This window comes from Pelotomaculum sp. FP, assembly GCF_004369245.1.
Lineage (GTDB): Bacteria > Bacillota > Desulfotomaculia > Desulfotomaculales > Pelotomaculaceae > Pelotomaculum_C > Pelotomaculum_C schinkii.
Genome location: NZ_QFGB01000004.1, coordinates 140,762 through 151,544 on the forward strand (window position 1 = coordinate 140,762; position 10,783 = coordinate 151,544).

At 46.4% G+C, this 10,783-nt stretch carries 14 protein-coding genes; 7 read left to right on the top strand and 7 right to left on the bottom strand.

The window, feature by feature from the left end:
• Positions 1-58: 58 nt before the first annotated feature.
• The 3 genes from Psfp_RS03180 to Psfp_RS03190 are packed head-to-tail and all read right to left on the bottom strand — an operon-like array spanning position 59 to position 2,837.
• Complete coding sequence (locus Psfp_RS03180) at positions 59-649, bottom strand: aldolase (RefSeq protein WP_134217104.1); 591 nt, start codon at positions 647-649, stop codon at positions 59-61.
• A complete protein-coding gene (locus tag Psfp_RS03185) occupies positions 643-2,436 on the bottom strand; it encodes an aldehyde ferredoxin oxidoreductase family protein (RefSeq protein WP_134217105.1) in 1,794 nt (597 codons plus the stop codon). Before Psfp_RS03185 ends, Psfp_RS03180 begins: the two co-directional genes overlap by 7 nt.
• Before the next feature lie 29 nt (positions 2,437-2,465).
• Complete coding sequence (locus Psfp_RS03190; RefSeq protein WP_134217106.1) at positions 2,466-2,837, bottom strand: hypothetical protein; 372 nt, start codon at positions 2,835-2,837, stop codon at positions 2,466-2,468.
• A gap of 545 nt (positions 2,838-3,382) precedes the next feature.
• Between Psfp_RS03190 and Psfp_RS22095 the strand changes: the two genes are divergently transcribed.
• The 4 genes from Psfp_RS22095 to Psfp_RS03210 all read left to right on the top strand — a co-directional run bounded on the left by Psfp_RS22095 (position 3,383) and on the right by Psfp_RS03210 (position 5,218).
• Entirely contained in the window at positions 3,383-3,607 is a 225-nt protein-coding gene (locus tag Psfp_RS22095) for a hypothetical protein (protein WP_243120447.1), read from the top strand.
• A 161-nt stretch (positions 3,608-3,768) separates the two neighbouring features.
• Positions 3,769-4,056 (top strand): hypothetical protein, encoded by a 288-nt coding sequence (locus Psfp_RS22100; protein ID WP_134217107.1) that lies wholly within the window; start codon positions 3,769-3,771, stop codon positions 4,054-4,056.
• A 78-nt stretch (positions 4,057-4,134) separates the two neighbouring features.
• Positions 4,135-4,635 (top strand): group II intron maturase-specific domain-containing protein, encoded by a 501-nt coding sequence (locus tag Psfp_RS22105; RefSeq protein WP_282434317.1) that lies wholly within the window; start codon positions 4,135-4,137, stop codon positions 4,633-4,635.
• 52 nt (positions 4,636-4,687) lie between these two features.
• Complete coding sequence (locus Psfp_RS03210; protein ID WP_192895245.1) at positions 4,688-5,218, top strand: group II intron maturase-specific domain-containing protein; 531 nt, start codon at positions 4,688-4,690, stop codon at positions 5,216-5,218.
• 80 nt (positions 5,219-5,298) lie between these two features.
• On the opposite strand, the gene Psfp_RS03215 is transcribed toward Psfp_RS03210, so the two are convergent.
• The 4 genes from Psfp_RS03215 to Psfp_RS03230 all read right to left on the bottom strand — a co-directional run bounded on the left by Psfp_RS03215 (position 5,299) and on the right by Psfp_RS03230 (position 9,108).
• The gene (locus Psfp_RS03215) at positions 5,299-5,652 is read right to left on the bottom strand and encodes an IS110 family transposase (RefSeq protein ID WP_243120449.1); all 354 of its coding nucleotides are present in this window, start codon (positions 5,650-5,652) and stop codon (positions 5,299-5,301) included.
• Positions 5,653-6,012: 360 nt separating this feature from the next.
• Positions 6,013-6,585, bottom strand: coding sequence for a hypothetical protein (locus tag Psfp_RS03220; protein ID WP_134217109.1), 573 nt, complete (start codon positions 6,583-6,585; stop codon positions 6,013-6,015).
• Between the two features lie 548 nt (positions 6,586-7,133).
• The gene (locus Psfp_RS03225) at positions 7,134-7,988 is read right to left on the bottom strand and encodes a hypothetical protein (protein ID WP_134217110.1); all 855 of its coding nucleotides are present in this window, start codon (positions 7,986-7,988) and stop codon (positions 7,134-7,136) included.
• A 718-nt stretch (positions 7,989-8,706) separates the two neighbouring features.
• Complete coding sequence (locus tag Psfp_RS03230) at positions 8,707-9,108, bottom strand: hypothetical protein (RefSeq protein ID WP_243120450.1); 402 nt, start codon at positions 9,106-9,108, stop codon at positions 8,707-8,709.
• A 198-nt stretch (positions 9,109-9,306) separates the two neighbouring features.
• Here Psfp_RS03230 and Psfp_RS22610 point away from each other — a divergent pair, with 198 nt between their 5' ends.
• The 3 genes from Psfp_RS22610 to Psfp_RS22620 are packed head-to-tail and all read left to right on the top strand — an operon-like array spanning position 9,307 to position 10,591.
• Positions 9,307-10,029: a transposase gene (locus Psfp_RS22610; protein ID WP_348981101.1), complete on the top strand. Its 723-nt coding sequence runs from the start codon at positions 9,307-9,309 to the stop codon at positions 10,027-10,029.
• A gap of 56 nt (positions 10,030-10,085) precedes the next feature.
• Positions 10,086-10,286 carry a transposase gene (locus tag Psfp_RS22615; RefSeq protein ID WP_348981104.1) on the top strand — a complete coding sequence of 67 codons (201 nt, stop codon included), beginning with the start codon at positions 10,086-10,088 and terminating at the stop codon, positions 10,284-10,286.
• Positions 10,262-10,591: a hypothetical protein gene (locus Psfp_RS22620; protein ID WP_348981102.1), complete on the top strand. Its 330-nt coding sequence runs from the start codon at positions 10,262-10,264 to the stop codon at positions 10,589-10,591. The genes Psfp_RS22615 and Psfp_RS22620 overlap by 25 nt, the downstream gene beginning before the upstream one ends.
• The last annotated feature ends 192 nt before the right edge of the window (positions 10,592-10,783 follow it).

Sequence of the window (10,783 nt, forward strand, 5' to 3'; positions counted from 1 at the left end):
AGAAAAAATCTCTCCTAATTATCATTCTGCCGGCAGATCCATTATATAAGGTTCCTTTTTACCAGCTTGTAAACTTTTCGAACCGTTTTTCTTTCATTTCTCCATGGAGGCTCCGGGTCAGGCAAATAATCCGGCAGACCTGTTCCAGGCAGGAAGTCCACTGGTAGGCTTCCTCAATCATTTGGCCTACCGCGAAACTTCCATGTCCGCGAACCATCACAATTTTATATTCACTTAAAAGACCGGGTAGAATATTTTCCAATTCTTTAGATCCAATCGTATGCTCCGCCCCAATCACGGGGATTTTGTGCAACAGGTAAGCCCCTTCGGAATCAACGGGTATGATTTGATCTTCAAGCAGGGAAAGGGCAATTGCGTGGACCGGGTGGGCATGTACTACGGCAAGAGCGGAGGTCCCTTTGTAAATGGCCCGGTGGACACCGATTTCAGTTGAAGCCAGGATGATCTTGGAGTCGTTCCTGGCAAGCCCCGTTTCGATCAGGTCACGCTCTTCCAAATGTCCCAACATCGAACCCCGTCGCGTGATGACAATTCTATCACCGTAACGCACACTCAGGTTGCCGCTGTGCGAGCTGTTAAGGCCGCTAAGGAAAAGGTCTCTGCCAATCTTCTGAAAATCCTTTAACACGAGTATTCCTCCAATTCCAGCTCCTGTAATTTTTTAGGAGTGGGAATGCCTGCCGCATCCCAGCCTCTAAATCTGTAGTATTCAGCAAGCATGGGTTTTAATTCGACTGTTTTACCGAGGGACGGACCTTCTGCAATAGGTTCTTCCAACAGTCTCGGAGGGAGGGTGTCAAAGGAGGAATCCAGTCCCGCTTGTAAGTTATATAGTCTTTCCAGGGTCCAAATCCGCTCCCCGATGCGGTACAGGTCCTGGGGCCTGTAATCGACACCGGTTGCCGCGGACAATGCTCTGGCAAAATACTCCTCCGATACGGCCAGGTTAATAAAACGGCAGATGATCAGGCTGTCAACGGCAGCGTTGATGTTCTGCTGGGTGATGGTAAGACCGGCCTTACCGCCTGTGCTGAAACGATCCACCATCTTTGGAACCCCGAGCGCCTCAGGTCCAACCATATAGGCGCTCAGGTGGCAGCCACCCCTGTTGGAGGTAGCAAACCCCAGGCCCATACCCTGCATGCCCCGGGGGTCGTAAGCAGGCAGCTCCAGTCCCTTTACCTGCATACTATACTGGGAGAAGCCGCTACTATCAGCCATACGGCGTGAACCCTCCGCCAGCAGATCGCCGACTCCCTCCCGGCCGGCAATTTGTTTGATAGCCCGGAGGAGCCCAACCGCATCATTGAACTTGAGCCCTGTTTTTAGCAAACCTCTCTCTTCAAGCTCCATAGCGCAGCCTATGGTTACCCCGGTGGAAATTGTGTCAAGTCCAAGCTGGCTGCAGAGATTATTGGCCTCGGCTATGACCGTTAGGTCGTCAATGCCGCATTCCGGACCCAAGGCCCACAAGGACTCATACTCCGGACCGGGTATAGTTGAAGCACCAATTTTGACCATCCGGGTACATTGAACCGGGCAGCGGTAACAGCCCTTGCGGCCGGCGTAAATAGTTTCAGCAATAGCTTCACCTGATATTTTGCCGGCATTGGCAAATTGTGAACCTTGAAAATTATATGAGGGGAACACTCCCAGTTCGTTAAAAAGATTTACCAGGACAGGGGTGCCGAATTCAGGCAAGCCTTTAGAGGTTATGGGGCTTGCTTGAATCCATTTGTCGGACTCGTAAACCATGAGGTCCATTTTCTCAGGGTGGGCAACCCTGACCTTCTTATTACCGCTGACAACGACAGCCTTGATTTTTTTTGCTCCCATGACAGCGCCCAGCCCGCCACGGCCCAGAACCCGGTGAGCGTCATTCATGATTGCCGCGAATTTAACCTGGTTTTCACCGGCCGGGCCGATACAGGCAACACTAACATCTTTTCCTAGTATGCTTATTATTTTGTGGTTGGTTTCAAAAACATCATTACCCCAGAGTTCGCCCGCATCTTCCAGGGAAGCTGCCCCGTCTTTTATCGACAGGAAAACAGGCGTAGATGCCGCACCTTCGATAATCAGCATATCAAAACCGCATCTCTTAAATCTTACACCCCAGGTTCCCCCGGCATTTGAATCAAAAATCGTCCCGGTCAGCGGTGACTTGGCAGATACGCTGAACCTGCCCGAACCCGGAAAGTTGGAGCCCGTCAGGGGACCGGCGGCAAACACAAGCTTGTTTTCTGACCCAAGGGGGTTGCAGACTGCCGGGACCTCACGGTATATCATACGTGTTCCCAAGCCGCGGCCACCTAACCAATCCATCATAAGGGTTTTTTCTATTTCCTCTTCTTTAATAACACCTGTACTTAGATTAACTCTGAGAGCTTTACCAAACCATCCATATAAATCCATACTATAGCCTCCCTGGAACAAGCAGTTGATCAACTTTTGTTGAGATCTGGCTTCTTTTTCGAGCTTCTCCGGTATTTCTCGGGGAATAACTCAAGCTGATAGGTTGAGTCAGGGTATTTTTCCATGTAAGGAGTACTTTCGTTGTTACGGGATAGTTCTAGGGCCGCATAAAAGTTTAGATGAAGCCGTGAGCAGACATAGGAAAGAAGACACTGTCCCCGTTCAAGTATCTCCCCCTGGTGAAACCTGAATTGTGAGGCGCGTTTTCCTCTTGCCCGGAAATGAAAGTAGGTGGCTGATTCCTGCATTTCCTTGATCTTTTTAAATTCTGCTATTGTATCGGCGTCTTCGCAATAGGCCACCCAAAAACCTTCGCCGGCATACCATAGGTCATTTTCCATTTTCTCAACGCTCATTTTGTTTTAGAGGTTCTCTTCGGGGCAAAATAAGTATTTTCCTGCTTTACTTTGGATTCCTCCCTGCAAGCAGGTTTAAAAATACAAAATAATTTCCGCTAAAGCCGAGCCGGATAGCATGTTGCAATAAACCAAAAAAACAAAATATATCGTACCCTTCACATGGGGAAAGACCATGAAAAGCCTTGAAATTACTATGTTTCGAGGCTTTTTTTATTTGCCCTCAAACACCAATACACCATCAAATGTTATCCATGTTATCAAAAATGCCCGTATCCTCAAAAGGCGCAAAACCCCCGATTGTTGCAAAAATGTTATCAAAATCTACGAGCGGGATATAAAGCGCCTTAAAAGAATACGGAGAGAAACATGAAAAGGAGGCTCAAACCATGCAAGCCAATCTTTACGCCAACGGTATTTTGCTTCCGTCCGGCGAAATCAGCCGGGACAAAATCAACCTCATATCCGGGGCCATGACCGCCCCGCTCCTTGAAACCCTTTGAACGTTCTCCGAAAATGACACCGAGGCAATGGAGCGAATTTCAGCCATCTTTACCCACTTGTACAGCGAAGGCCGGGAAGTGGAAATGCTGGCCGTCCTGCGCATTCTCTATGATGTAGTGGGTATGCAATTTCCGGAGGAAGTGGAACTGCTGGCAGTCCACCCGGAGGCCCGGCAATACTTCCTGTTTTCCTTCCTGCTGGATATGGACGACATCATGCAGGACTTTATGGCCGAGGCCGCCGAAGCATGAAACAGGGGAAAACTGCCCGTTTGCAGATATGCGGCGGGCTGTTTGCTTCCCCGTAAAAACCCCCTTTACCTGCTGGGAAAAGGATAGTAATAGAAACATACCACATCCTGGGCGTTCATAATGAGCGCCCTTTTTTCATATTCAGGAAGGAGGAATAGGCCATGCCTTACGTTACACCGGAACAGGTTACGCAGGCAAAAGAAATCGACCTGCTTTCCTACCTGCAACAGTACGAGCCGCAGGAGCTAAAGCGCACAGCGCCCCATGAATACTGCACCGTTAGCCATGACAGCCTGAAAATCTCGAACGGCAAATGGCATTGGTTTTCAAGAGGCATCGGCGGCAAGACCGCCCTTGACTACCTTATCAAAGTACGGGATATGGGCTTTGTGGAAGCCGTACAACTGCTTTGCGAGGGACGGGCCGCCCCCGCCGTTTCCTTTCAGTAGGTAAAGAAACCGGAGCCGCCGCCCAAGCCCTTTGAACTGCCGGAACCGAACCGCGACAACCGGGCCGCTATCGGCTACCTGCAAGGCCGGGGCATTGACCTGGAAATCATCTATCGCTGCATCCAAGCAGGGATATTGTATGAGAGCCGGGAATATCACAACTGCGTGTTTGTGGGCAGGGACGCAGCCGGGACACCCCGTTTCGCGTCTGTCCGGGGAACCTACGGGAATTTTAAGCAGGACATTGAGAGTAGCGACAAGCGGTATAATTTCGTCCTGCCGTCCTGCCCGCCCAGCAGCCGCTTTGTGGCCGTCTGTGAAAAGACCCTTGAGGATCTGTCGAACATGTTCAATCCTGTAATAAGGGGATGGGTCAACTACTACGGGCGCTTTTACAAATCGGAAATGTACTCAGTACTAAGGCACATGAATCGAGCACTAGTCCGTTGGGCCAGGCGTAAATACAAGAGGCTTGCTATCCATCAAAGGCGAGCTAACTATTGGCTTGGCAGAATTGCTAGACAAGAGCCAAAACTATTTGTGCAATGGAAAATGGGGATTCTACCTGGGGCTGGATAATGGGAGCCGGATGAGCTGAGAGGTTCAAGTCCGGTTCTGAGAGGGCCTGGGGGTGAAATTCCCCCGGGCTACTCACCGTCTGATCCTCTGTCGGACTCGCGAGGAAGCGGAGGCGGCTTTGCAAGTGGCAGGTGAGCTGTTAAACCGGCTGAAGCTGCGGCTATCACCGGAGAAAACGGTTATCAGCAGCTTTCAGAAAGGATTTGACTTTCTGGGGTTCCATTTTGGGAAACGACATGTAGGCGTAGGAAAGAAATCGCTGAAATCAGTCTATGCGAAAGTACGGGAAGCAACACGGCGAAACCAGGGAGATATCCCGGTAAAGAGAGTGATTGCCAAACTGAACCCAAAGATTGAGGGGTGGGCTAACTACCACCGTTACGGGAACAACATTGTCTTGTTCCGCAACCTGGATAGATGGGTGCGGAACCGGGTGCGGGCGTATATACGCTGCCGATGGCGTGATCGTGGCAGATGGAAGCTCTACTCAGCGGAGGAGTTAGACCGCGGGAGTGGTCTGGCACGCATGGAATTGAAGATACCCAGGTACCGTCAACTCAAGCTCTTTGAGTCTCCCTGCTAAGGGATAGCATTGGGGCCGCCGGATGCGGGAAAACTGTACTACCGTGACAACGGGGGCTGGCATCCCGTGAGGGGTGCCTTCTACCCACTGCTATTATCATCTAGTTCTTTGGTTCGCTTAACATGAAAGGGATTAACTATGGCCAACTTATGGCCCTGCTGTTTTAGATGGTCTCCCAATGTAAAGCAGTAATGTCCGGTGGGCTCAAATCCAGCGATGACTTCTGTCTTTCCTTGCTGCTTATATATATCTTGCATCCATCGGTCAAAGAGTTGGTATCCTTGTGCCGTGTTGCTAAATTTCAGCAGCGGGGCTAGCTCTATCCCTCTGTAATCAAAAGCTCTGGCATAATGGGTCTCTTTTGCGATATCAATTCCGACCACCAATGTTTCATTTTTTATTTGCATTATCTTCTCATTTTGTGTACGATTCATATAGAGGCGCCTCCTCAATTTGGCGTTGTGCCTTTCTTTGTCGTTCAGCCCATTACCATTGTATTGAAGGGAGCCTCTTTTTTCAAAGTCCTTTTTCAATGATTACAGGAATGCTCCTATTTGGACCTATTTAGACGCGGTCTTAATTGGTCTAAATTGATCTTAATACCTTTTCGGTATCTTTTGGAGTAATTATCCCATTATTAAATGGTGTTTGCTAGGTACCGTCGTGCTTGACGCTTACGTTGTAGTGCTAATTAATAGGCCTTGTGCTTTACGCATCAGGGACTTTGGAACTTCTGTTAAATTGTTAAAGCGTCAAAGTGTCAAAGAAGGGGTTGAAATTGTTGCTGCTGAAAATTATCTTAATGCTATCCCTTGCACCACCGCGAGAACGATGGTTTCCCCATCTTCTCCATACCAAATTGACATGACATGGTTTGGTAAAAGCGATGTGACGCTGATCGTGTCGCTGCCTGACAATATGGGTAGTGATGCTGGTATCGCTATTGAAACGGTCTCTCCGGTATAAGTTACCAGTAGTACCTGTTCCGTAGAGGATTCCGGCATATTTTCAGAGTCAAACCCGTCAGGTATACTACTGGCACCGAGTGTTTCACGTAAGTATTTAGGGTCGATTCCCTCGGGAAGATTTTCTATATTGTTGAAAAGCGTCGACCCTAAAATTACCCTTGGCTCGATCAGATCCAGAGTTATTTGGTTTAAGGTAATGTTTGAAATGACACCTTGCATATCTGCCTGTGAAGATACGGTTGCTTCGATTGTTTCAGCCGTTCCAGAAGCTTCACCACTAACTATACCATTTTCAATGGCTTGATCGGCACCATTGCTGCTGTTATCTGCCTCATTGTTACATGCAGTTAAAGAGAATAGTAATATTAAGGACAATAGTACAACAAGTTTACTTCTCATAATAAAACACACCCCTTATCAACGTAATATTGATTTTTGCGCTTGGTGCTACCGTATCGTCTTCGCCGTGAGAATACATCCCCGGTTTCGTGTCGTGTTGGCAATTCTTGTGTCATGACGGACTTTCCAGAGGGCCGATTTCTGTATAGTACTAAAATTTCCTTAACATGGTCGTACGATAGGGGCGGCAGAATGTCGTTCGCTAGGGTTTGTTGCCCTCACAGACACTCTGTCCGCCTATTGCATTAATCAACCGTCCGCATCATCACAATAAGTAACGTCAGTCCGCAGGGGCGCAGATTTGCCAGACAGAAACAGACCCTCTGGACAGTAATGTTAATCGTGAAAAACTCCGTTATATGGTTTTTTGGATTATCTGGGGTATAATTTATAGACTCACGTAAAGATAACTCTGGGGAAAACTAAAAGAGAGTTTGCCCCAGAGTTATCCATAGCCAAGAGCGGACGTCCAGTAAATTCATTACAGTCTTATGAAACCTTTGACTTTTATTGGGTTTTGTTGCTGTCAAATAATCAAAAGCCTGTAACTAACGCCCATCGTAGATATTGCCATGTACTTCGGTATTATTTCTAGAAGTGTGCATAAACATAGCATGTATAATACCAGGACTCAGTAGATCTTCAAAAGCTTGATAAAACGGGTAATCGATATAATTATTCTGTATAATGACGGATGTAGGGCTCCCTATAGACATCCATTCATTATACGCATTATAGTAGCACATTTCATAAGAAACATTGACTGAGGAAGAGTTGCTTTGATATCCTAGTACTGATACTATGTTAGTATCAGTTGTATATATGAAGGGTACATAATATGACAAACCTATATTTAATTTACCCGAGTAAGGTACGCTGTAGCTCCTCCCCGCATCCTTTAAATTTGTTGTGGAAGAATCGATCACTGGAATGCCATTTCCCAAAAGAACAGCTTTTCCCGATGACTGCATGGCATCACAAACATTTACTATCCACTCGTTGTTAACCAACACTACGGGGTAGGTCATTATGTGCTCTTCACCATCCAGAACATAACTAACTTTAACATTGACCATGTCTTCGCCATACATCTCACTAGATAGTATGGTTGGTGGTTTTTCTGCAATCATTCCTTCTTTGTGTTGCATATCGATAGTATTTCTTAGCACATCTTCGCTCATCAGTTCGTTCATGGAAACTCTATTCAAAGTGTAATAATCTTTTTTTTGAATTGCTTCAAAAAAATCTAAAACACTTTGTTCGGCAGACTTTATTTCACTGGAATATTCCGATGAAGGTATCTGTTCGGCAGACTTTACTTCATTTGCATAAACCGATGTACTCAAAGACATTACAAAAATCACCATAAGCAATAAAGATACTGCTTTTTTCATTTTTTTCATTAGATAATCTATCTCCTTAATATTTTTGAAAGCCTATTGACACTCTGACACTCAGGAGAAACGTATCAATTATTTTCCAGGGAAAAAAGAATTATGATCTTGATGCAGTGGCAAAAGTTGCAGCAATCCATCTGATAGAAGACCAGTTTTTTAAAAAACCATCTACTTACCATCATGTATTTATTCCATTTTTATCCCTGGTAATAAAAGGGTGCGTTTGTCCTGCTTTGATACTCATAGATAGTTGCGCAAAAAACAAGTAGTGGTATAATAAAGCCATATGGTTTGTACAGGCTAACATTGGGCGATGTTTTTCAGGCTTCCCTAATTTGCCTTACGAACCATTTTTAATTGCCCATTGGACTCATCCCCCTTCTTCTCATTAGTGGCAAAGACTAATACGAATAAGCTCTCCGCTCTCCGTTTTGTACACTACAGATAGCGAGTATAGATTATTATTAGCTCTGCCCCACATATCCTTTTGTCTTTCGACAATGATTATTTAAGCAAGTCTTTCTAAATAATACTAGTTGATTAAGCTGGTTTGTCAAGCGTATATGCACCAACTATGTATATTGATATGAAAACCATCCGTTACTATTGAATGCTCTACATTTGTTCAGTATCAGAGTGCCACAAGCAAATATAACCAGGTTGCGGCCTTCACTAACTCTTGGTGTTGTGTATCTTTACCATCCAAGAGAACATCTTAAATTACTCAACTTTTGCAGGACGAAAGTAGAAGCCGTCCCTTTAAAAATTCTGGCAGAGTGGAAATAAAATCGTCAATAAGGCCATGTAGAGCACTATCAGTTATCGTAAGATATTTTCTCAAAGTGTTTTTCAGCATTGTCAATATCAGCTGAAACGCTTGTGCGAAGCTTATATCCTTAAGCTCGTCACAGCAGAGATAAAATAGGTTGCCAAGAGTCCTGGGGTCCTTGCTCTCCCGATTTTCCAAAGCAAGCATGATATAACGGCAGAAAACGATCGTGGTATGGGCCAGCATACAGTCATAAGAACCTCCATTTCTCCGCCTGCGGGCGACACAAATAGGAATGAAAACCGGGATGTGCAGCAACCATCCTTTGGGTACAATAGCCCTGAGGGGAAGGCACACTACAAAGCACGGTGGGGTGAGTTGCAGACCGCCTCTTAGCTTAAATCAGTATAAGAACCAGTGTAAGGATCGCCTTTTCAAGCACAAATAAGTGGTACGCGAGGCCGCACGCTAATCATTGTTTTAGCTCAGTGTTAAATGTGCGGCGGTCCAGTCACTGTCTTCTCCCTCACGATTTCAACACAAGGAGGGAGAAATTTGAAAGTCGTTTACCCCATCTGCTGTGGCGTCGATGTACACAAGACATTTCTCGTCGCCACGCTCATCACAACGCAGGGCATCGTTCCCAGTTACAAGAAGAAGCGCTTTTCCACTTTCAACAATTCCATTCTGGCGTTCAAGCAATGGCTGATCGATAACAACTGCTTTGACGTTTGCATGGAGAGCACCGGGAAATATTATGTTCCCATCTACAATTTATTGGAGGACAGCATCCGCGTTACCGTCGCCAACCCCAAGTGGGTCGCCACTGTTAAAGGCAACAAGGATGATGTCAAGGATTCCAAGTGGATTGGCGACCTGTTTCGCCTCGGTCTTGTACCCGGCAGCTTCATTCCTTCCAAGGATGTTCGCATCCTGCGGGAGTACACACGGTATCGTTTCAAGCTCGTTTCCTGCAAGTCCAGCGAGAAGAATCGCTTCCAGAACGCTTTCACCGTTTGCAATGTCGCCCTTGATGCTGTCGTTTCCGACATGTTTGGCAAATCTGCCTCCTCTATCACGGACTACCTTGTAAATGCGGATTCATTCGATCCAGAGCATTGCATTTCACTCCTGCACCCCTCTTTGAAGAAGAAAGCCGACGAAGTCATCGAATCCATCGAAGGCTTCCAAATGACCGGGGAACAGAAAGAATCCGCTTCGTCCGCAGACATTTGCAATTTGTGGAGCAACTCATTGCCGACCTGGATCAAACCATAGACGGTTTGGTTGAACCCTTTGAAAGCGCCATTGCCTTGCTGTGTACCATCCCTGGCGTGGATTGCAACACTGCCATCACGATCCTCTCCGAGATCGGCACCAATATGTCTCAGTTTTCATCCTCGAAGCGCTTGTGCTGTTGGGTGGGATTAGCGCCTGGCAACAACCAATCCGCCGGTAAAAGAAGTCCGTTCGCATCACTAGAGCCGGAGTTTACCTCAAACCCGCTCTTGTGCAAGCGGCGCATGCCGCCGTGAAATCCAAGACTTCCTCTTACTACCGCATCAAGTATGAGCGGATTGCCAAGCGTCGGGGCAAAAAACGAGCCATTATCGCCATTGCCAGAATGATGCTCACTGCCGTTTATCACATGCTCCAAACCGGCGAAGTGTTTAATCCCTGCGACCTTTTTCAGGTCGACATACCCATAGAGCTTCGCGATAGGCAACGAGAGAAGGCTTTGAAGCAGGCTAGTGCGAAAGTTGAGTTAAATTATATGAATCAGTTTCAAATTATACCATATTATCTCATAAATAGCTTTTTAAGTAAAGAAGAAAAATAACATGACTTACAAACAGCGTAAAATACAGGAAAATACGTATTCACTCCCCATAATATTTAACTCTACATAATGAATAGCAAATTATCTGAAGCCCAAAAAAGAAACCCCATGTAAGCAGAGGCTACGTAGGGCTTCAGATAATTTGATTGAACGGAACCGCCGATGTCGGTAGGTGCTATGGGGAAAAAGGAA

Excerpts from the sequence above, each read along its gene's own strand:
- Psfp_RS03185 (WP_134217105.1), bottom strand. The coding sequence starts at position 2,436 with ATGGATTTATATGGATGGTTTGGTAAAGCTCTCAGAGTTAATCTAAGT.
- Psfp_RS03190 (WP_134217106.1), bottom strand. The coding sequence starts at position 2,837 with ATGGAAAATGACCTATGGTATGCCGGCGAAGGTTTTTGGGTGGCCTAT.
- Psfp_RS22095 (WP_243120447.1), top strand. The coding sequence starts at position 3,383 with ATGGAGCGAATTTCAGCCATCTTTACCCACTTGTACAGCGAAGGCCGG.
- Psfp_RS22100 (WP_134217107.1), top strand. The coding sequence starts at position 3,769 with ATGCCTTACGTTACACCGGAACAGGTTACGCAGGCAAAAGAAATCGAC.
- Psfp_RS03215 (WP_243120449.1), bottom strand. The coding sequence starts at position 5,652 with ATGAATCGTACACAAAATGAGAAGATAATGCAAATAAAAAATGAAACA.
- Psfp_RS03220 (WP_134217109.1), bottom strand. The coding sequence starts at position 6,585 with ATGAGAAGTAAACTTGTTGTACTATTGTCCTTAATATTACTATTCTCT.
- Psfp_RS03225 (WP_134217110.1), bottom strand. The coding sequence starts at position 7,988 with ATGAAAAAAATGAAAAAAGCAGTATCTTTATTGCTTATGGTGATTTTT.